20 protein-coding genes are annotated in these 19,404 nt (G+C 61.7%); 9 read left to right on the top strand and 11 right to left on the bottom strand.

Annotated elements, in window-relative coordinates; translation table 11 throughout:
• Positions 1-17 precede the first annotated feature (17 nt).
• Genes trpA through trpC form a run of 3 tightly spaced genes read right to left on the bottom strand, consistent with a single transcriptional unit; the run spans position 18 to position 2,973 of the window.
• Complete coding sequence (gene trpA / locus QNM96_RS03260) at positions 18-875, bottom strand: tryptophan synthase subunit alpha (protein WP_283834577.1); 858 nt, start codon at positions 873-875, stop codon at positions 18-20.
• Positions 875-2,173, bottom strand: coding sequence for a tryptophan synthase subunit beta (gene trpB / locus QNM96_RS03255; protein ID WP_283834576.1), 1,299 nt, complete (start codon positions 2,171-2,173; stop codon positions 875-877). The genes trpA and trpB overlap by 1 nt, the downstream gene beginning before the upstream one ends.
• Positions 2,170-2,973: an indole-3-glycerol phosphate synthase gene (trpC, locus tag QNM96_RS03250; RefSeq protein WP_283834575.1), complete on the bottom strand. Its 804-nt coding sequence runs from the start codon at positions 2,971-2,973 to the stop codon at positions 2,170-2,172. The genes trpB and trpC overlap by 4 nt, the downstream gene beginning before the upstream one ends.
• A 93-nt stretch (positions 2,974-3,066) precedes the next feature.
• Between trpC and QNM96_RS03245 the strand changes: the two genes are divergently transcribed.
• Positions 3,067-3,537 (top strand): MGMT family protein, encoded by a 471-nt coding sequence (locus QNM96_RS03245; protein ID WP_283834574.1) that lies wholly within the window; start codon positions 3,067-3,069, stop codon positions 3,535-3,537.
• A 39-nt stretch (positions 3,538-3,576) separates the two neighbouring features.
• Here QNM96_RS03245 and QNM96_RS03240 read toward each other — a convergent pair whose 3' ends face one another.
• The 3 genes from QNM96_RS03240 to lonB all read right to left on the bottom strand — a co-directional run bounded on the left by QNM96_RS03240 (position 3,577) and on the right by lonB (position 7,277).
• Complete coding sequence (locus QNM96_RS03240; RefSeq protein ID WP_283834573.1) at positions 3,577-3,924, bottom strand: hypothetical protein; 348 nt, start codon at positions 3,922-3,924, stop codon at positions 3,577-3,579.
• 74 nt (positions 3,925-3,998) lie between these two features.
• On the bottom strand, positions 3,999-5,039 hold the full coding sequence (locus tag QNM96_RS03235) for a CPBP family intramembrane metalloprotease (protein WP_283834572.1): 1,041 nt from the start codon (positions 5,037-5,039) through the stop codon (positions 3,999-4,001).
• Positions 5,040-7,277, bottom strand: a complete 2,238-nt coding sequence (gene lonB, locus QNM96_RS03230; protein WP_283834571.1) for an ATP-dependent protease LonB — start codon at positions 7,275-7,277, stop codon at positions 5,040-5,042.
• Between the two features lie 390 nt (positions 7,278-7,667).
• On the opposite strand from lonB, the gene QNM96_RS03225 reads away from it, so the two are divergent.
• Positions 7,668-8,186 (top strand): nicotinamide-nucleotide adenylyltransferase, encoded by a 519-nt coding sequence (locus tag QNM96_RS03225; RefSeq protein WP_283834570.1) that lies wholly within the window; start codon positions 7,668-7,670, stop codon positions 8,184-8,186.
• Between the two features lie 9 nt (positions 8,187-8,195).
• Positions 8,196-9,056: an SAM-dependent chlorinase/fluorinase gene (locus QNM96_RS03220; protein ID WP_283834569.1), complete on the top strand. Its 861-nt coding sequence runs from the start codon at positions 8,196-8,198 to the stop codon at positions 9,054-9,056.
• A gap of 131 nt (positions 9,057-9,187) precedes the next feature.
• On the opposite strand, the gene QNM96_RS03215 is transcribed toward QNM96_RS03220, so the two are convergent.
• Together QNM96_RS03215 and thsA are read right to left on the bottom strand one after the other, a co-directional pair.
• Positions 9,188-9,577: a HalOD1 output domain-containing protein gene (locus QNM96_RS03215; protein ID WP_283834568.1), complete on the bottom strand. Its 390-nt coding sequence runs from the start codon at positions 9,575-9,577 to the stop codon at positions 9,188-9,190.
• Positions 9,578-9,686: 109 nt separating this feature from the next.
• On the bottom strand, positions 9,687-11,231 hold the full coding sequence (gene thsA / locus QNM96_RS03210; protein WP_283834978.1) for a thermosome subunit alpha: 1,545 nt from the start codon (positions 11,229-11,231) through the stop codon (positions 9,687-9,689).
• A 189-nt stretch (positions 11,232-11,420) separates the two neighbouring features.
• Between thsA and QNM96_RS03205 the strand changes: the two genes are divergently transcribed.
• Entirely contained in the window at positions 11,421-12,242 is an 822-nt protein-coding gene (locus tag QNM96_RS03205; RefSeq protein ID WP_283834567.1) for an amidohydrolase family protein, read from the top strand.
• 24 nt (positions 12,243-12,266) lie between these two features.
• Here QNM96_RS03205 and QNM96_RS03200 read toward each other — a convergent pair whose 3' ends face one another.
• From QNM96_RS03200 to QNM96_RS03190, 3 genes are all read right to left on the bottom strand, one after another.
• A complete protein-coding gene (locus QNM96_RS03200; protein WP_283834566.1) occupies positions 12,267-13,172 on the bottom strand; it encodes a glycosyltransferase in 906 nt (301 codons plus the stop codon).
• Positions 13,173-13,261: 89 nt separating this feature from the next.
• The gene (locus tag QNM96_RS03195) at positions 13,262-13,969 is read right to left on the bottom strand and encodes a class I SAM-dependent methyltransferase (protein WP_283834565.1); all 708 of its coding nucleotides are present in this window, start codon (positions 13,967-13,969) and stop codon (positions 13,262-13,264) included.
• Between the two features lie 320 nt (positions 13,970-14,289).
• Positions 14,290-14,691 (bottom strand): PPOX class F420-dependent oxidoreductase, encoded by a 402-nt coding sequence (locus QNM96_RS03190; RefSeq protein WP_283834564.1) that lies wholly within the window; start codon positions 14,689-14,691, stop codon positions 14,290-14,292.
• A gap of 136 nt (positions 14,692-14,827) precedes the next feature.
• Between QNM96_RS03190 and QNM96_RS03185 the strand changes: the two genes are divergently transcribed.
• The 5 genes from QNM96_RS03185 (at position 14,828) to QNM96_RS03165 (ending at position 19,365) form a co-directional block, all read left to right on the top strand.
• Entirely contained in the window at positions 14,828-15,109 is a 282-nt protein-coding gene (locus tag QNM96_RS03185; protein ID WP_283834563.1) for a helix-turn-helix domain-containing protein, read from the top strand.
• A 422-nt stretch (positions 15,110-15,531) separates the two neighbouring features.
• On the top strand, positions 15,532-16,626 hold the full coding sequence (locus QNM96_RS03180; protein WP_283834562.1) for an ATP-binding protein: 1,095 nt from the start codon (positions 15,532-15,534) through the stop codon (positions 16,624-16,626).
• A gap of 133 nt (positions 16,627-16,759) precedes the next feature.
• A complete protein-coding gene (locus QNM96_RS03175) occupies positions 16,760-17,563 on the top strand; it encodes an MBL fold metallo-hydrolase (RefSeq protein WP_283834561.1) in 804 nt (267 codons plus the stop codon).
• Between the two features lie 83 nt (positions 17,564-17,646).
• On the top strand, positions 17,647-18,462 hold the full coding sequence (locus tag QNM96_RS03170; protein WP_283834560.1) for a YkgJ family cysteine cluster protein: 816 nt from the start codon (positions 17,647-17,649) through the stop codon (positions 18,460-18,462).
• Positions 18,463-18,597: 135 nt separating this feature from the next.
• Positions 18,598-19,365 carry a heptaprenylglyceryl phosphate synthase gene (locus tag QNM96_RS03165; protein WP_283834559.1) on the top strand — a complete coding sequence of 256 codons (768 nt, stop codon included), beginning with the start codon at positions 18,598-18,600 and terminating at the stop codon, positions 19,363-19,365.
• Positions 19,366-19,404 lie beyond the last annotated feature (39 nt).

The following is a 19,404-nucleotide window of genomic DNA, read 5'->3' as shown; positions in this document are numbered from 1 at the left end:
TTGTAGCAAGTTTCGCGTTATGGATGTTCTGGTTCTGGCAGTCTTTCCGTGCCGTCGAGGGCCCCGTCTTTGAGTTCTCGAGCTTTAGCCTCGAGCCGCTCCGCGGTTTCCTCGACGGGGCGGTCCTCTTCGTGGCCCTCGGCGACGATATCGACCAGCGCGCTGCCGACGATGATTCCGTCAGCCCCTGCCGCACTGATTCGCTCGGCGTGCTCGCCGTTCTTGATGCCGAATCCGACCGCTTTGGGAATCTCCCAGCCGGCCAGCCGGTCGAGGCTCCCTTCGGTCTGATCGGAGACGTCGTCGCGCGCGCCGGTCGCGCCGAGTCGGGCCTGGACGTAGACGTAGCCCGAGACGCGGTCCATCATCTCCTCGAGTCGGTCGCCGCGGGTCGTCGGCGCGACGATGAAGACGAGGTCGAGGCCGAACTCATCGCAGGCCTCCCGGAGCGGCCCGGCTTCCTCGGCGGGCAGGTCGGGGACGACGAACCCCTCGAGGCCGACATCGGCGGCCCGCTCGACGAACGACTGCGGCCCCTCGGAGGGACCGTACTGATAGATAAGGTTGTAGTAGGTCATACAGACGAGCGGAACGTCGACCTCGAGGTCTTCGACGAACTCGAAAAAGCGCTCGGGCGTCATGCCGGACTCGAGCGCTCGCGTGACCGCCTGTTGAATTGTCGGCCCCTCCGCCATCGGTTCGGAAAACGGCAGGCCGAGTTCGATCAGGTCCGCACCGCCGTGAGCCAGCGCCTCGACGTACTCGAGGGACTCCTCGTAGGTCGGATCGCCGACGGCCAGATAGGGGACGAACGCCGATTCGTCTTCGAACGCCGTCGCGATGGCGTCCGGTTCGGCTTCGGAGGTGTCTCCCATCAGATCCCACCTCCGGTCTCGAAGACGGACATATCTGGGGCGCTCTCGAGGCCCCGCTTTTCGGTCTCCTCGATCACCGTTTCGAGGTCCTTGTCCCCCCGGCCGGAGACGTTGACGATAACGGTCTCGCCTATGTCCTCGCTCGCTTCGGACGCCTCGTGGAGGTAGCCAAAGGCGTGGGAGGTCTCGAGGGCCGGGATAATCCCCTCGTCGGTCGACACCCGGTGGAACGCCTCGAGGGCGGCCGTGTCGTCGACGTTGACGGGCGTCACGCGTCCCTCATCGACGAGGTGTGCGAGCTCGGGGCCGACACCCGAGTAGTCGAGACCGGCGCTCACGCTGTGGGACTCCATGATCTGTCCGTGCGAGTCCTGTAAGAGCGTCGTTCGCGCGCCGTGGAGCACCCCTTCGTCGCCGGTCGACAGCGTGGCGGAGTTGGGCGCGACGCCCGCCTCCTCGTCGACCTCGAGCGAGGAACCGCCCGCTTCGACTGCGTAGAGGTCGACATCCTCGTCGGGAACGAAGTGGTGGAACGCACCCATCGTGTTCGAGCCGCCGCCGGCACAGGAGATGACGGCGTCCGGAAGGCCGCCGAGTTGCGATTTTGCCTGCTCGCGGGCCTCCTCGGAGATGACGGCCTGGAAGTCCCGGACCATCGCTGGGAACGGGTGGGGGCCAACGACGCTGCCGATCACGTAGTGGGTCCGCTCGACGGTCCGGGACCACTCACGCATCGTCTCCGAAATCGCTTCCTTGAGCGTGCCGCGACCGATGTCGACGGGGTTGACTTCCGCGCCGTTGATCCGCATCCGGAAGACGTTGGGCCGCTGTCGGTTCACGTCGGTTCGACCCATGTAGATCTCGCAGGGCATATCGAGATGGGCCGCCGCCATCGCCGTTGCGGTGCCGTGCTGGCCCGCGCCCGTTTCGGCGATGATCCGCTCTTTGCCCATGTACTTCGCCAGCAGGACCTGTCCGAGGGCGTTATTGAGCTTGTGTGCCCCGCCGTGGACGAGATCCTCGCGTTTGAGATAGACCTCGCGGCCGTACCGCTCGCTCAGTCGGTCGGCTCGGCCGAGCGGCGTCGGTCGTCCGCCGAAGTTTCGAATCCGGCGCTCGAACTCGTCCATGAAGCCGTCCTCGTTCTCGAGGACGTAGCGCTCGTAGGCGTCCTCGAGTTCCTCGAGCGCCGGCATCAGCGCCTCGGGGACGTACTGTCCGCCGTAGCGACCGAACTCGCCGTCGGACGCCGCTCGGTCCGTCTGTTCTCCGTTTCGTTCGCGTTCGCTTTCACTCATACTCGTGTCAACCTCCGGGTGTTCGCCTCGATATCGACCTCATCCGCGTTCGCGTGATCCATTATCGCGCTGCCGACCAGCAACGCGTCGGCCCCCGCCTCACGCATCCGTTCGACATCATCAGGGCTCGAGACGCCGCTTTCGGCGATCAACGTGACGTCTTCGGGAACGTCGGGCGCGACCGACTCGAACGTGCCCAGATCGACCTCGAGTTTCGTCAGGTCGCGATTGTTGACGCCGATGATCGACGCGTCGGCCTCGAGCGCGGCCTCGAGTTCCGCGGCGTCGTGGACCTCGACTAAGGGCTGGAATCCTCGCTCGCGGGCGGCCGCGACCAGTTCCGGGAGGTCGTCGACAAAGCGCGCGATCAGGAGGATGAGGTCGGCTTCGACGACGTCCATCTGTGGTTCTCGAAGGACGAAATCCTTCCGAAGCACGGGGACATCGACGGCCTCGCGGACGCGGGTCAGTGCCTCGGGCGAGCCCCCGAAGTGTTCGGGCTCGGTCAGCACCGAAATCGCGCTCGCGCCACCCTCGACCATCGATTCGGCCAGTTCGACGGGATCTTCGTCCCGCGTTCCGTCGCTCGTCGGGCTCGTCGGTTTGACTTCCGCGATCACCGGCACGCGATTCTCGCGCTCTGCTCGCTCGAGTGCGTCGGGGAACGAACGCGCGTCGACGGAGAGCCGATCGCCGTCTTGTTGTGGGCCGCTCTCGCTGTCGGCCTCGTCCCGTCCCCGCTCTCGGGCGGCCTCGAGAATCGACCGGACCGCGGGGGCAACCTCGGTTTCGGAGTTCATTATTGTACATCGACGTACTCATATGTACATAAGACTTGCGCCATCCGGCGGCGGCTGGCGAATATTCAAGTCCACGCCGCTCCGAGGAAGCGTATGGAGGACGTTACCGACGCCGGTATCTACGCGCGTGAGTCGCCGTACCTCGAGCGGTTCGTTCAAATCGGCGTCGCGAGCGGGCGCGTGTTGCGCGTCACGTTTCCGGATACGCCCGATGAGGACGCCGAGACGGAACACCCGATTCTCGAGGAGATTGACGACTACCTCAGCGGCCTCGAGGAACCCGACTTTTCGGACGTGACCGTCGCGCTCACTGTTCCGACGGACCAACGCAAGGTGTTAGAACAGGTCGAGGCGATTCCCTACGGCGAGGGAACCGACGTGGCGGGGCTGGCGCGAATGACGCCCGGACTCGATCCCGACGAGCAGGAAGACATCACACTCGTTCGAACCGCGCTCGCGGAAAACCCGGCCCCGATTCTCATTCCAGATCACCGCGTGCGAGACGGACCCAGCGCGGCACCGCCGTCGGTCGAGCAGAAGCTTCGATCGCTCGAAGAGTTGTAAGCTCGAGAACCGACCAGTACGAACTTCCCGGCCGCCCGTTCAGGGCGAGGTCCACACGAGATAGATGTAGAGCCCGATCCCGAGAAAAACCAGGATCGACGCGAGCAGATTAAAGACCTGCTCGCCGGTCGCCAGCCAGAGAAACTGTGCGAGTCCCCCGCCGATGAGCGCCCCGGAAGCGCCCGCAATCGTCGCTGTCGGATTCGCAGATTGAGTATACAGTAACGACCCGATAGTGATGGCAATGAGGCCAAACACCACCTGTGCGGCGAGAATTGCCAGCGGGACGCCGAGTGCCTGTCCGAGAATCAACAGCGCAAAATAGAGTCCGACGCCGATCACGATCGCTCGATACACCGACTGTGACGACTCCTCAAGTTTCACCATAGCTCACTCGAGGAGTCGGTTTCCCTTAGCTTTCGAGGGTTGGCCGCTCGAGACGGGGTCCTGAGTGGAGGCTCTCAACCGTCGTCGCCGTCGGTCTCGAGGACCGCCGCCCAGTCGAACCCGATCCCTTCGTGGACGACGAACTCGAAGGCGTTGATCAGGTAGTGTGCGACGACGACGACCAGAAAGCTCCCGGTAAGAACGAACGCCGCCGCCAGTACGAATCCGAGCGCGCCCGTCACGATCACGCCGACCGATCCCTGCATGCCGTGGCCGAGACCGAACGCGATCGAGGAAACGACTGCCAGGAACCACGGCGAGATACTAAAGCCGGCTTCGAAAACGCCGATCAGCGCCGCTCGAAAGAGCAACTCCTCGAAGACGGCGATGACCGGAAGAACGAACCCGAGGAGCACGGCCCACTCGCCGACCGAGTCCGGCCCGAGCAACTCGCGAAGCTCCTCGTCGTGGTCGAACCCGATCCAGGTCGAAATCGCGGCCCCGATCTCGTTGGCGACGTATAGCGCGATTCCAAGTCCCGTTCCGATCACGAGTCCCGTGATGAGATATGACTGTGAAAACGCGAGGCCGAGCGCTTCGGCCGGAATCCCGGTGTAGATTGCGGCTCCGATCAACACGACCGCGAACACTCCCTGCGAGAGCGCGACGTTGGCCAGTAACATTTCCGTGGACATCTCGGCGGGGTCCGGACTGGTGGGCTCGTCTCGAGTCGAGTTGGGACGAACCGAATCGGAGTCGGGAACGTCGGACTGACTGTCCGCGTTCGAGCCGGAAACGAAATCGGCTTCGGATGGGTACCGGGCGGTTTCCGTCTCTGCTAGCGAGGAGTGGAGTGTGCTCTCGTCTTTCTCAGCTTCGCGTCCGTGCCGGTCGATCGCAGTCCGATCGTCGGTGACCGCTTCTGATTCGGCCTCCGTTATGAACGGATCCGCGTCCGAATCGTCGGTCTTGGGCGCCCCTCCCGATGTGGATCCGTCCGATCGATCGGCCGACTCCGCGGTCCGTGAAAACGCAGACTGCGTGAGGTGAGAAAGAACCAGTAACAACACGAGGACGACGATCGTAATAGCCGCGAACGCCGTCCAGTTCGGCATCTATTGCGGGCTCGGGTTCGAACCGCCGGTCTGGGAGACCTGCTGATCGAACGCCGATTCGGTGATCTGCTTGAGTCGGTTCAGCAGCGAGTCCTTCTCGGGCTGACCGATCAACGCGACCTCGAGGACCTCGCTGATGTTCGAACACGGGATTATCTCGATCATTTCCTCGTATTCGTCCTCGATCATCACGTCCTGTTCGTTCGTTTCGGGGATGATGACCTTGTCACAGCCAGCTTTCGCAGCGGCTTCGATCTTGTGAGTCACGCCGCCGACCGGGAGGACGTCGCCTCGGACCGAGAGCGAGCCGGTCATCGCGACCGTCTGGTCGATCGGGATGTCCTCCAGGGCGGAGATGACGGCGGTCGCCACCGTAATCGAGGCGGAGTCGCCGTCGACGCCGCCCTGGCCGGCCTGGACGAACTGGATGTGAACGTCCTTCTCCGAGAGGTTCACGTCGGAGAACTTCTTTATGATCGCCGAGACGTTCTGGACCGATTCCTCGGCCATCTCCTTTAGCTGGCCGGTCGCAATGACCTGGCCCGGGCCCTGTGCGGGCGCGATCTCGGCCATCACCGGAAGCATGATACCCGAGTCTTCGCCCATCACGGCGAGCCCGTTGACGCGTCCTTCGACGCCGTCGTCGGTGACCTGCAGTTCGTAGTCCTTGCGCCGTTCGATGTAGTCGTCGGCGAGCTGTTGCTCGATCGAGCGCGAGCGGTCCTTGGCCTGCAAGACGTCGTCGCGGTTCGTGAACTCGCGGTCGTCCGCTCGAGCGATGTCGCCCGCGACGCGGACGAGTCCGCCGAGTTCACGCATGAGCAAGGAGAGGTGTTCCTTGCGCCCTGCGCGGCGTTTGGCCTCGAGGATGACCTCCTTTGCGGCTTCGGGCTCGAAGTGCGGAAGCCGGCCGTCGCGTTCGATCTCCTGGGCGATGAACCGGACGTACTTCCGGCGCATTTCGGGAGTCTCCTCGATGGTGTCGTCCATGTACACCTCGTATCCATATCCCTTGATACGGGAACGGAGCGCGGGGTGCATGTTCTCCATCGCGTCCATGTTACCCGCGGCGACCATGACGAAGTCACAGGGGACTGGTTCGGTCTGGACCATCGCACCCGAGGATCGCTCGGACTGGCCCGTGATCGCGAACTCACCCTCCTGAATCGCCGTCATCAGCTTCTGCTGGGTGCGGACGTCGAGCGTGTTGATCTCGTCGACGAACAGCACGCCCTTGTTCGACTTGTGGATCCCGCCGGGTTCCACGCGGTCGTGGCTCGGGGTCTCCATCCCGCCGGACTGGAACGGGTCGTGACGGACATCGCCGAGCAGCGCACCGGCGTGAGCACCCGTTGCGTCCTCGAACGGTGCCGTTCGCTGGTCGCTGTGGTCGACGATCATGTTCGGCACCATCGCGTCCGTGCCGCGGGAGGTGTACCGGAAGAAGAACCAGATGACGACGGCTGCGATCACACCGAGCAACAGGCTCGTCTGACTAATGATGGTGTAGCCGATGATGATCGCGATGATGATCCACATCAGGATCGAGCGCATCTGGTTGCGCTTTCGAGCCTCCTCTTTGTGGGCGTCGATGATCTGTTCTCCCTTCCCAGCGGGAACCGTCCGGACTTTCGGCTCGTTGCCGTCGTCGGGATTGTGATAGACGAGAACGTCTTGAAGGTCCTCTTGAGGCAGTAGCTGGCTCATCGCTTTCGCCAGCATCGACTTCCCGGTCCCGGGAGAGCCGATCATCATCACGTGGCGGCGCTGTTTGGCCGCTTTGATGATGATGTCTCGCGCTTCGTCCTGCCCGATCACCTGGTCGACGAGCCTGTCGGGGACCTCGATATCGGCGGTAGAGTCTATCTGGAGGCCGCCGAGCAGGTCGTCGTCTTCGATCGATTCGTCGATTTCGACGCCGGGATCGACGTCGACCGTACTGCCGAGATCCTCGACAGTTTCGATGTCGTCGTCCTCGTCCGCCGGCTGTTCGTCGCGCTCGTCTTCGTCATCGCCGAGGCTCGGCCCGTTCGTTTCACTCGCTCGATCACGTTGGTCTTGATTGTCGTTATCAGCGTTGATTCCCTCGTCCGCGGAATCGATGTCGTCGCGGATCTCGTCCCCGTCGACATCCTCGCCGCCCTCCTCGAGCGACTCCTCCGCTCCCTGTTGCTCCTCGGTTGGCGGGTGCAAGGAGGGGTCTTCGGGAGGGTCGTCAACATTCGTGTCGTTACTCATAGAATGCTATTCAGTACCTGTTTCGAAGGGATTGCGACTGATATACTTTCTCCATACGGTAGCTGTCGCAGTCGCCTCGAAGACGGGTTCTATCCGCTGTTTTGACGATATTGGGCTGACAACGAACGGTTCCATCGGCTGTTACAGTATCTTCCTGGCGCGTTTCAGGTCCTCGCAAGCGTTAGGACCCTCACAAACGGCGGGTCCACGTCCGAAACGTCTGCTCGGAGTCGCGACGGAGAGACGCCGGTCGCGAAACCGCCCGTTTCGGGCACGGGCGGCGGCTTCGTACCGCCCCCGTCGATCAGTACAAAAATTCTCACGACACCCCCGCGACGAGAACCGTCCAAACTCGCCACGCTTAAGCAAGGCGGCCTGTCACTATTGGTCATGACCCGGGGGTTCTATATCGGGCGGTTTCAGCCGTTTCACAACGGCCACTACAACATGGTCAAACGGATCGCCGAGGACGTCGACGAACTCGTTCTCGGCATCGGAAGCGCCGGCGATTCGCACTCGACGCGAAACCCGTTCACTGCGGGTGAACGCATTATGATGATCACGAAATCCCTCGTGGAATTCGACCTCGTGACCTACGCGGTCCCGATCGAGGACCTCGACCGAAACTCCGTCTGGGTGAGTCACGTCCAGAGTATGAGCCCGGATTTCGACATCGCGTACTCGAACAACCCGCTCGTCATCCAGCTCTTCGAGGAGGCCGGCGTCGACGTCCGCCAGTCGCCGATGTTCAATCGGGAGGTCCTCGAGGGAACCGAAGTCCGCGAACGGATGATCGACGACGAAGACTGGGAACGGCTGGTTCCCGACCCCGTCGTTGAGGTCGTCGACGAAGCGAACGGGATCGAACGGCTGCAGATGGTCAGCGACTCCGACTCGAACGGGCACTGACTTTCGAGTATGATAACGCTCACATCCGATTTCGGCTCGCCGTATCCAGCAGCGATGAAAGGGGTCCTCTACCAGCGAACGGACACCCGCCTCGTCGATATCGCCCACGATTTTCCCCGAGGAGACATCCGAACGGCCGCCTTCTGGCTTCGAGAAACCCTTCCGTACTATCCGCCGGCGACGAATCTCGTGGTCGTCGATCCGGGCGTTGGAACCGACCGCCGTGCGATCGTCTTCCGTGCCGGCGAGCACGCACTCGTCGGCCCGGACAACGGCGTCTTGCTTCCGCCCGCTCGAGCGCTTGTGAACGCCACCGAGGGGCCGCTCGAGGCGTTCGAAATCGACGAGTCGGCAACCGAGAGCGACCTGCTCGATATTCCGCACACGCCGGTCGAGATCCCGCACACGCCGGAACCGACGGACGAAAGACCCCCGAGCGGTCGAAGTACGACGTTTCACGGACGAGACATCTTTGCTCCGGCCGCCGCGGCGGTTCACGAGACGCCACCGGATCGGCTCGGATCTCTCGAGGGGCTAGCACCGATCGACTCGATCGATTCGCTCGTCGATTACAAACTCCCGACCGCGGCTATCGATTCCGATCCGCCACGAGCGCGCGGCGAAGTACTCGTCGTCGATGACTTCGGGAACGTCATCACGAACGTTCCCGGCGAGTTCATTGCTGATCGAGAGTCGATCGATGCGAACGGCGAGCGCGTCCCCGTCGGAACCACGTTCGCCTCCGTTCGCACCGGCGAGCAACTCGCGACCGTCGGCAGTCATGGCTACGTCGAACTTGACGTCAACGACGGGCGCGGCGACGACGCGTACGATCTCGGGAGCGGCGACGGAGTACTGCTCGAGCCCTGACGCCCAGACCCACTACACTTCTCGCAGCCACTCCGATTGGTTCACACCACGCTGATGAGGTTTCACGACGAGCGATGAAAAACGGGGGCTTGGGGCTATCCCGGTTTCGAACCGGCCCCGAAGAAACCCGGTTAAGCGGCTTCCTCCACCGGAATTTCGGCGGCGTCTTCGACCTTGTTCTGCGGATCGATGATGATTTCGCCGTCCGATTTCACCGTGACGTCGCAGTGGGAAAACGAGAACGAGACGGCTCCGTCTCCGATGCGGGGTTCGTCACCGCGCCAGTGGACGAAAATCGCGTTCAACGCGTCCGGATCGATACACTCACCCAGCGCATCCAGATCTTCGGGCTCGACGCCGAACACCGACGAAACCGTGACGAGCAACGCCGTACTCACCGGTTCGAATTCGTCGTCGTCACACCACGTGTGATAGGTTCCGCGAGTATCGTCGTAGTAAACCACTTGACCAGTTGCTTCACCGACCTTTCGTAGTCGATCCGGCGGCGAATTCCCCGACATGACCGGGATGATTTCGGGTGTTAATACTTAACAATGCTGGCCGCTTCGAAAAGGAAACGCGGTATCGGTCGTTCTCACTGTACTCGAGGGCTGTGTGCAAGAGTCCGTCCTACTCAGCCGAGATGACGTCGTCGATGCGAGCGATCATGGTCGCCGCTTCGGTCGCACTCTCGACGGCTTCACGCTTGACGTCGGCCGGATCGACGACGCCGTGCTCGAGTGGGTCGCCGATCGTAACGTCTTCGTTGTCGGTGATCAGGCCCGCGCGTCCGTCGGATTCGTGGACGGCCCGGAGATCGACGAGGGAGTCGATCGGATCCTGTCCCGTGTTCGCAGCCAATGTTCGGGGAATGATGTCGATCGCGTCCGCGAACGACGTGACTGCGAGCTGTTTGCGGCCTTCGATGCTGGCCGCTTCCGAGCGGACCTTATCGGCAATCGCGATCTCGGTCGCTCCTGCGCCGGGGACGACTTCGCCCGAATCGAGCGCCGTCGAGACGACATCGAGGGCATCGCCGATGGTGCGCTCGAGTTCGTTGACGACGTGTTTGGTGCCGCCGCGGACGAAGACGGTGACCGATTCGGCGGCCGCGCCGCCCTCGATGAACGCGAGGTCGTCGTCGCCGTAGGTCTTCGTCTGGATGTGCTCGGCGTGGCCGAAGTCGGCTTCCTCGAGGTCCTCGAGCGAGCCGACGCGGCTGACACCCGTTGCGGATGCGACGTCTCGAGCGTCGGAGCTGCCGAGATTCTCGAAGAGAAGGACCCCTTCGCTCGCGAGCTTGGCGGCGACGCGGTCGTCGACACCGTCGGTCGTGAACACGACGTCTACGCCGCTGTCGACGATCGTTTCGGCGTAGCCGTCGAGTTCGCCTTCTTCCGCGTCGATCGCCGCGTTGAGCTGGTCGATCGAGTCGATTGCGTACTCGGCATCGACCTCGCCGGTCCGGAGCTCGAGTTCGACGTCGAGGAGTGCGATCGACGCGTCTTCGACATCGGTCGGCATCTCGTCGTGGGCGGGTTCTTCGTCGATGACGATGCCCGAGACGAGCTCTGTCGCGTTCGAGGAGGCACCGACCTGCGTGTGAACGGAGACGTTGTCGCGTGCAACGCCGTCGTCCGTATCGACGTGACGGATGGTTTCGACGACGGTTTTGGCCAGCTCTTCGGTCGTCAGACCGCCGGTTCCTTTGCCGGTCATGCTCGACTCGGCAACCTGTCTGAGAATGTCGTCGTCGACATCCACTTCGCTTACCTGCTCGTCGATCGCCTCGAGTGCGATCCGGGCGGCTTCGTGATACCCTTCGACGATGGTCGTGGCGTGAACGTCCTGTTCGATGAGGTCCTCGGCTTCGCCGAGCAGGTTGCCGGCGAGCACGGACGCAGTCGTCGTTCCGTCGCCGACCTCGTCCTCCTGGGACTCAGCGACTTCGACGATCATCTGTGCGGCCGGATGCTCGATATCCATCTCGTTCAAGATGGTCGCGCCGTCGTTGGTGATGACGACGTCGCCGCTCGAACCGACGAGCATCTTATCCATACCTCGAGGGCCGAGTGTCGTCCGTACTGACTCGGCGACCGCTTTGCCGGCCATAATGTTCGACGACTGGGCATCGCGGCCCTGCGTTCGCTGACTATCCTCGCTCAAAACAAACATCGGCTGTCCGCCCATGCGTCGCTGTTGTGCCATAGTTGAATCCTCACTAACTATGTCATCAGCACTTCTATATAACTTTTTCCCTCCTACCTCGGTTCCCTCTGGCGATTGGTCGTGCGAAGGACAGTCACAGGGCTAACGCCGTCTTCCGATAGGGAAATATGGGATGATCGACAACAAGTGGCTGGGATGCTGGAGCTGGAACACGGGTTTCGGATCGTCGACGTCTATACGAGACTAACGCCCGTCACCGGAACGAGTGGGGGAACCCCGAACCTGTCGCCCGACCGACTCGAGCGAGAGATGCACCAGGCCGGAATCACGAGAGCGGTCGTCTTCCCGCGGGCGACGCCGGAGACGAGTTACGTGGCCGCGAACAATGGCGTCGCGCGCCGGAGCGTCGACAGGCCGTTCGTCGCGTTCGCACGCATCAACGGCTCCGAACGAAGGGGATCGACGCCCGCAAATCGGCTTCGAAACGTCGTATCTGGCCGCAAGGAGTTTCATACGACCCCCGAGGACGTCGAACAGTACGCCTACGACGATCGGTTCCACGGATTCGTCCTCGATCCGCGAGTCGACGGCTACCCCGATGAGACCGTTCTCGACGTTCTCGAGGATGTCGGACACCCGATCATCATCTGCGGCGGAAAAGACGCCCCACCAGCCCGACTCGCCGAGACGTTCCTCGAGCGGTCGATTCCCGTTATCGTCTCTCACTTCGGCGGCCACCCGCTCGACCGCGACCTGATGAACGAGATGATCGATCTCCTCGATACGTACGACGACTGCTATCTCGAGACCAGCTTCGTCAGGTATCGAGACGTGCTCGAGCGCGCGCTGCTCGAACACCCGGATCGAGTCCTGTTCGGGAGCGGTGCGCCCGACTGTCACCCCGACGTGGCGGTGATGGAAATCCTCACGCTCGACGTTCCGGAGGATAAGCTCTGGCGCGCGTTTTCGAAAAACGCCTGTCGCGTGATCGAATCGCTCGCACCGGATCACGACTGACCGGGCGACCGTTCGAACGGACGGTTACTCAGACTCGCGTCGGTCGTACACCTGCACTGCGCGGTCGTGTCTCACCGAAACGCCGTTCGGATTTCGGCGCATCGACCGGTCGGCGTATCGAGCCCGAACACCGTCGGCGAATCCGCTCGCGAGATTTTTCGTCACCGAAAGACCGTCACCGAGCCAACCCGTCGGCGTCGTTTCGCCGGAAATAATGGTCCGGATAGCCGAGATGCCGTCTCGAATCGCACTGCCGCCGATCCGTCCGAGGACGGTCGGTCGGGGCCCGTAGTTCTTCGCCAGTCGGTAGGCCAGGGATCGATACATCGCTCCCCAGTCCGGTTCTGGCCGACCCCCGTCCGTTTCGACGTCGTAGCGGGTGGCCATCTCCCCGTTCCAGGTCACGTCGAACCCGAGCGCGCTCACTCGGTGAGCGCAGTCTCGAGAGCCATCGACGGACAGGTACTCGTCGAAGCCGTCCAACGCCTCGAGCACCGTCGAATCGAACGCGACGTTATCGCAATCGAACGGCGTTACGGTCTGGCCGACGATCGTTCGCGGCTGTCTCGATTCCGAATCGACGAGACCCGACACCGGTCCGGTGACGATATCGGCGCTCGCTTTCATCGCGTTCTCGATCGCGTCGTACCATCCCTGGTCGATAACGTATCCCCCGTCGAGAAACGCCACGACATCGCTCGAGGCGGTCTCGAAACCGACGTTTCGAGAGACGTTGGTGTTCCGTTCCGATATCTCGACGAGGACATCGACATCGCCTCGTTGGCGGACGACGCCGGTCGTTCCGTCCGAGGAAGGGCCGTTAACGACGATGATTTCAGTCGTCGACGGCGTGCGCTCGGCGAGCGCGTCGAGACTAGAGAGCAGTTGCTCCCGGTCGTTGAGCGTCGAGACGACTACCGAGAGCTCCATACGAATATGTAGACTCTCCCGACAGTAAAAATAGACTGGGGTTCTTCTCTCGCCAATCAGTCAGAGAGTAATCAGTTAGTGTCCGGTTCTCATCTGACGCGAGTATTCCAGTAGGAAACCGAAGCGAGATGATCGGTGAGTGCAACCTCTCCGATCATGGTGTCGAGACTTCGGATCGGGGACGCGAGCGCGTTCGGAATCGATCGGTAAAAGCCGTACGGAACGATGAAGTCGTCCTCGACGTCCTCGAGTTTTAGTTCGGTCTTAGCCAGCAAGACGCTTACCTCGCTTTTCGAGTACAGTCGCGATCCCATCGGGAGCGCCCAGTTGTAGATACTCCGCGAAGAGAACCGGTTGAACGTATCGAAGACGATCTGGTCGCGCGACACGCGGCGCATCTCGCGTAGGAATCCCTCGGGGTCGTCCGCGAGGTGGAAAAATCGCATCGCGATGACCGTATCGAAGTGGTCGTCCGGAAACGGCAGTCGTCCTGCGTCGCCTCGGAGAAACTCGAGGTTCTCCGAGACGTTCGCTTGCTTTGCTTTCTGGCGTCCACGCTGCAACATCGCAGCCGAAATATCGAGTCCCACGACGTTCGCACCTTGTGCTGCGAGCATCACGGTGAATCGCCCGGTACCACAGGCGATTTCGAGTACGTCTTTATCCTCGAGGGGAGTAATCGCCTCGAGTACGGCTTCTTTCTCACGCTGGTCGATCAGTTCGCCACCCTGAGAGAACCGTTTATCGTCGTACTCCTCGGCGACATCGTCGGCCTGGTACCACTCCTGTCCTTTCACACTGGAAGAAACTACAGGCGTCGGAGGATAAAACGATACTGGAAGCCGATGAGCAACGGCCTCGAGACTGATTTCGTCCGTTCGGCGACGAACGGCGGTGATAACACCGCAATTGCGCTCTCGCAGACTCGGTCCGAGGGACGATGGCGTCGTCGTAGCGGCTATCGGATGCCGGCAATGGCCTTCGTCGCCGAACGGAGAGCGGTGACTCGAGGGACAGATTGCTTCCGACCAGTCGAACAACCGGCTTCTTCGCTTCACTCGAGCAATTGCCATCCACCGAGTAGCCGCCTGCGGCGCGCTCGGACGGCTTCTCACGGCTACTGTCCCGTAATCACGCGGTCGGGTCGGATCCGAACGATCACTCGGGAACTGTCTTCGTCGTCGTGGTACGGATACTCCTCGCGGTCCATGTATCGCTGTGCGAGGCTGTCGATGTGTTCGACCGCGCCCTCGGTCGTCAGTTCCTCAACTTCTCCCCGGATCGAAACGTACCGGTATGGATCGTCCGGATCTGTAATCGAGAGGCCCACTTTCGGATTTTCCGAGACGTTTTCTGCTTTTTGTCGACTTCGAACGGTGTTGACCAGGATGTAGCCGTCGTCGTCGGCGTCGATCCAGACGGGGGTGACCTGGGGCGTTCCGTCGGGCATAATCGTCGAGAAGTGCGCGATACTCTCTCGCTCGAGCAAATCTGCGTACTCGGCTGGAACGGATTCCATACTGGGTGCGACGATTGCCAACGGGAAGAGCGGTTCGCAAAACGAATATATATGCTACTTATACACCTATTACAAACTGGATTATTCGTATTCCCATATAGGGAAGCTTTACCATCGTCCATTCGCTGGGGATGGTATGAGCATGAGTACGGCTGACGAACAGGCCGCCGCCGCCGAAGACTCACTGACCGAAACCGAATACCGCGACCGCCTTCGTGACTTGCCGCCGAGTGCAAAGCTCGTCGCGAAAGTTCTCGAGACCGATTCCCCGCTTTCCCAGGGCCAACTCGCCGAGGAATCGCTCCTTCCCGACCGAACCGTTCGCTACGCGCTCAATCGTCTGGAGGACGTCGAACTCGTCGAATCCCGATACAGCTTCCGCGACGCGCGCAAACAAGTTTATTACCTGAACCACTGAGTTACCTACCTGAACCACTGAGTCGCGATCGGTGTCGCGACTGCGACTTCGATCCGAATTCGGAGCCGGTGGGGGTAACGCGCCGGGGAACGTGTCGTACCCAGCGCCGGCTGAATACCGTCGTTCGACTAGTTTTCGTTCGGAGCAGTTCGCGCCGATCACCAGTCGTCTCGTTCTCGACGTAGTACGATGCACAGCAGTTCCCGGGCGAGTACCACAGCCGGCTTCCATCCGCGAGCGCAGCCGGTCGCGAGCGTGTCGTAGGATATAATGAACGGATCGAACACAGACGCAAAACCACCTGTTTGCACCGTTCGTTTTGATGGAGTCTGGCGGATTACTGGAGCGCCCGAGATCCGCTGAGTGTGTCGCTTCGGTTTGACGGGAACAGCGTTATCTTCATCGACCGACTGGCCTCGTCCATGAACTCCTGGGAGCCAGAGGCTCTCGTTACGTCCGCTGTCGACACCCTTCCGATGAATTTCGCTATTCTGGACGAGGAGGGAACGATCTTGCACACGAATCGTACGTGGCGGGAGTTCGGGGAGGCGAACGATATCGAGCTTCGGCCAAGCACTATTGGCCTCAATTATCTCGAGGTAACTGCCCAGTCCGAGTCGGAGACCGCACGGGCGGTCGTCGCCGGCTTATCCGAACTTCTCGAGGGCGATCGGGAGATTTTCGAATTCGAGTATCCCTGCCATTCACCCGACACAAAGCGCTGGTTCCTCATGCGGGCGGCGTCGTTTGCCCACGGTGAGCGGGAATACGTCGCGGTCGCACACTTCGATATCACGGAACGCCGCGAATATCAGCAACAGCTCGAGCGCTCGAATGAGCGACTCGAGCAGTTCGCTCACTCCGTATCTCACGATCTCCAGGAGCCGTTGCGAATGGTCTCGAGTTACTTGCAACTACTGGAGCAACGGTACGGGGACGAACTCGACGAAGACGCAGAAGAATTCATCAAGTACGCTGTCGATGGGGCCGACCGAATGGAGTCGATGATCGAGGGACTCCTCACGTTTTCACGAATCGACGCGCAAGGAGACACCTTCGAACCGGTCAATCTGGAGGAAATCATCGATGAGGCGTTGGCAAATCTCGAGATGCGAATCGAAGAAACGGCCGCCGAAATCACCGTCGAATCGCTCCCGACAGTCCGGGGTGACCCCAATCAACTCCGTCTCGTTTTCCAGAACCTGCTGGATAACGCGATCCAGTACAGCGGCGATGGGTCGCCTCGAATCACGATCTCGAGCGAGCGGGAGGGCGAAGAGTGGACCCTCTCGGTCAGCGACGAGGGGATCGGCATCGATCACGAGGACGAAGACCGCGTTTTCGAGATGTTTCAACGCCTTCACAGCCACGAGGAATATGTCGGAAGCGGGATTGGACTTACGATCTGTCGACGTATCCTCGAACGCCACGGTGGCGAGATATGGATCGATTCGGCTCCGGGCGATGGAACGACGATTTCGTTCACATTGCCGGCCGTCGACGATTCCGTCGATTGATTCCGTGGTAGCCGGTTGATTCCGCGTCGTCGTCAGACTACTTTCTCGCCATTCGACTAATTGGCTCTTGGTCGACCGAACTCACAGTTCGCAGTTCCGATACGCATTTTTGGTCTCGAGCGAATCACCGTCTATGGACGTCACTCGCTTTTCGATTCCCGTCGAGACCGCCGCGCCGGGAGGCGAGACGAACGCGTATCTCATCGGGACCGACCCGGCGGTGCTCGTCGATCCCGCGGATCGAACCGACGAACTCGACGAACTGGTCGAAGCCCGCGGCGTTGAGCACATCGTGCTCACCCACACGCACCCGGACCACGTCGGCGGCGTCGACGCGTACGCCGCCCGAACTGACGCCACGCTCTGGGCCCACCGCGGTCATATCGATCAATTTCGTTCGGCGACGGGACGGGAGCCGGACCGGCTGCTGTGGCCGGGATCGGAAATTTCGATCGGGGACGAGTCGGATCGAACCGAGACGATTACCGTGCTCGACGCGCCCGGCCACGCCAGAGATCACGTCGCACTCGTCGTGAGCGATGGCGGGCCCGTCGTCTGTGGCGACTGTGCGATACGGGACGGAAGCGTCGTCGTCGGTGCCCCTGAAGGCGAGATGCGCGCGTACATGAGCACGCTCAGACGCCTCTGGGCGATCGACCCGCCCGAACTGTTGCCCGGCCACGGCCCGATCATCGATCACCCTCGAGAGGCCCTCGAACGGCTCCTCGAGCACCGAATGCGGCGAGAACGGCGAGTCCGTGAGGCCGTTGACGCGGGGGCCGAGACACTCGAGGAGATCCTCGAAACCGCCTACGAGAAGGATCTCGCCGGGGTCCGGGAACTGGCTCGAGCGACCGTCCGGGCCCACCTCGAGAAACTCGCGGTCGAAGGGAGGGTTGTCTGGGACGGCGAACGAGCAAGTCCATCGGAGCCGTAGTCCATCCCCCAATAGCCGAGGGGGCTTTCCTCGGCGGCCGCCGACAGCGACTCACTTTTCCGCCTCGGCGACCAGGATGAGGTGTGCAGTCTCTCGAAGCGGAACTCGAGCAGGCCCGCGACCTTTCGGTGAGCGAACTCGCGGACGCGATCGAATCGATCGGATTCGAGTGCACGCGCTGTGGCGCGTGTTGTACCGCCGAATCCGGTGTTGATGGTGGCGACCCCGGGATGGACGGCGACGACAGCGCCACAACGGTCGAAGACGACACCGCCGGCGAAGCCCACACGGCGACGGTGTTTCCCGACGAAGTCAGAACCCTTCGCGATCGCTCGAGTGACGACGGGTCTCTCAGCGACGAACCGCGAGAGCCGGCCGATAGAGAGGCGGTTGACGGAGGACCGACCGGCGGCGAGCACGTCGATGAGTGGCGAGACGTCGCTCGACCGATGCCGTACGGACTCCGCGAAGACGACGACGGCGACCTCGAGGGCGAAACGTTCGAGTGGGCGTTACAAACGACCGCCTGTGGCGACTGCGTGTTCTACGAGGAAGACGAGAAGGGAGTCGGCGGCTGCCTCGCCCACGAGGATCGGCCCCTGATCTGTCGAACCTATCCGTTCAGCGTCGCGCTCGCGGGGACCAGCCAGCCGATGGGGGAGGCCGTCGACGAGGAGGGCATCGTACGCGCCCACGAGTGCGAAGGGCTGGGTCGGGACATCTCCCGTACGGACGCGAAGGAGCTTGCCGACGCCCTGAAGGAACGGGCTGTGCGAGAACTCGAGGAGGCGATTGCCGTCCGTGACAACTACGATCCGGCTTCGGCTGGCACGGCGAACGTCGTTGTTCACGACTCAGAAGGTGCAAAACGGATCGATGGAACGCCGATCGAGGAGTAGCGGCTCTTCCGTTTGCCTGGCCGTGACCTGTCTCGAGTCCGTCTCGAGCGTGGTTCGATAGTCGATTCTCGAGAATTGAGTGCGTTCGGACGAGAGATCACCAAAGATATTATTCGGCTCCTCGAACGCAGACGCATGGATCTCGACTGGGACGGAATCTGCCATATTACGAAGGTCGATCCGGCGAAAACCCTGCCGTCCGATCTCGGCGTTCTCGAGGGGACGGATCTCGTGATGATCGGTGGCTCAGACGACGTCACCGAAGCGAATTCGCTCGAGGCGATTCGGGCGATCACGGAGGCGATTCCGTCGGTCCCGGTCTTTCAGGAACCGTACGATTCGAATCAAGTCTCGAAAGAAACGATGGAACTCGCCGATTACCTCTCGGTCCCGGCCGTCTACAACGGTGATTGGGACCATTTCGTGGGAAAGCACGTTGAACTCTTCACTGAGGTCGCAGAGAAACCAAACGAAGTGCTCGGCAGTAGCGTGCCACTGGTCGGTGGGTTGGTCGAATCGAAAGGCGTCGACAGGGTTTCCGAACTCGTGACGAACGTTATCGGTGAGGGCTACGTCGTCCAACACCTCGATTCCGCCGCGGCCGCGGTTTCCGGCGTCGATTCCGTCTACACGCCGAAAGAAGTCGCCGGTGCCGCGCTCGCGACCGAAACGTTCTACGGCTTTCCGATCTTCTACATCGAATATTCGGGCACCTATGGCGGCCCCGAAGACGTCGAAGCCGCCTCGAAGTACCTCGAGGAGACGACGTTGCTCTATGGCGGCGGAATCGACAGTCGGGAGAAGGCGACCGAAATCCTCGAGGCCGGTGCGGACGCCATCGTCGTCGGTGATTGTTTTCACGAGGATCCGTCGACGTATCTCGAGACGATTCCGGAGCGCTAGTCTCAGCCGGTTGATCGAGCTTCGAGGCCTTCAGCTGAC

Origin of the sequence: Halostagnicola sp. A-GB9-2, assembly GCF_030068615.1 — an archaeon.
Lineage (GTDB): Archaea > Halobacteriota > Halobacteria > Halobacteriales > Natrialbaceae > Halostagnicola.
The sequence above is the reverse complement of the archived record's forward strand: the minus strand, read 5'-3'. Positions and strand labels throughout refer to the sequence as shown.

Excerpts from the sequence above, each read along its gene's own strand:
- QNM96_RS03200 (WP_283834566.1), bottom strand. The coding sequence starts at position 13,172 with ATGGAGCTCTCGGTAGTCGTCTCGACGCTCAACGACCGGGAGCAACTG.
- QNM96_RS03235 (WP_283834572.1), bottom strand. The coding sequence starts at position 5,039 with ATGCCGAACTGGACGGCGTTCGCGGCTATTACGATCGTCGTCCTCGTG.
- QNM96_RS03165 (WP_283834559.1), top strand. The coding sequence starts at position 18,598 with ATGGATCTCGACTGGGACGGAATCTGCCATATTACGAAGGTCGATCCG.
- QNM96_RS03240 (WP_283834573.1), bottom strand. The coding sequence starts at position 3,924 with ATGGTGAAACTTGAGGAGTCGTCACAGTCGGTGTATCGAGCGATCGTG.
- QNM96_RS03215 (WP_283834568.1), bottom strand. The coding sequence starts at position 9,577 with ATGTCGGGGAATTCGCCGCCGGATCGACTACGAAAGGTCGGTGAAGCA.
- QNM96_RS03175 (WP_283834561.1), top strand. The coding sequence starts at position 16,760 with ATGGACGTCACTCGCTTTTCGATTCCCGTCGAGACCGCCGCGCCGGGA.
- trpC (WP_283834575.1), bottom strand. The coding sequence starts at position 2,973 with ATGAACTCCGAAACCGAGGTTGCCCCCGCGGTCCGGTCGATTCTCGAG.
- lonB (WP_283834571.1), bottom strand. The coding sequence starts at position 7,277 with ATGAGTAACGACACGAATGTTGACGACCCTCCCGAAGACCCCTCCTTG.
- QNM96_RS03225 (WP_283834570.1), top strand. The coding sequence starts at position 7,668 with ATGACCCGGGGGTTCTATATCGGGCGGTTTCAGCCGTTTCACAACGGC.
- QNM96_RS03185 (WP_283834563.1), top strand. The coding sequence starts at position 14,828 with ATGAGCATGAGTACGGCTGACGAACAGGCCGCCGCCGCCGAAGACTCA.
- QNM96_RS03190 (WP_283834564.1), bottom strand. The coding sequence starts at position 14,691 with ATGGAATCCGTTCCAGCCGAGTACGCAGATTTGCTCGAGCGAGAGAGT.
- QNM96_RS03220 (WP_283834569.1), top strand. The coding sequence starts at position 8,196 with ATGATAACGCTCACATCCGATTTCGGCTCGCCGTATCCAGCAGCGATG.
- thsA (WP_283834978.1), bottom strand. The coding sequence starts at position 11,231 with ATGTTTGTTTTGAGCGAGGATAGTCAGCGAACGCAGGGCCGCGATGCC.
- QNM96_RS03245 (WP_283834574.1), top strand. The coding sequence starts at position 3,067 with ATGGAGGACGTTACCGACGCCGGTATCTACGCGCGTGAGTCGCCGTAC.
- QNM96_RS03180 (WP_283834562.1), top strand. The coding sequence starts at position 15,532 with ATGAACTCCTGGGAGCCAGAGGCTCTCGTTACGTCCGCTGTCGACACC.
- trpB (WP_283834576.1), bottom strand. The coding sequence starts at position 2,173 with ATGAGTGAAAGCGAACGCGAACGAAACGGAGAACAGACGGACCGAGCG.
- trpA (WP_283834577.1), bottom strand. The coding sequence starts at position 875 with ATGGGAGACACCTCCGAAGCCGAACCGGACGCCATCGCGACGGCGTTC.
- QNM96_RS03205 (WP_283834567.1), top strand. The coding sequence starts at position 11,421 with ATGCTGGAGCTGGAACACGGGTTTCGGATCGTCGACGTCTATACGAGA.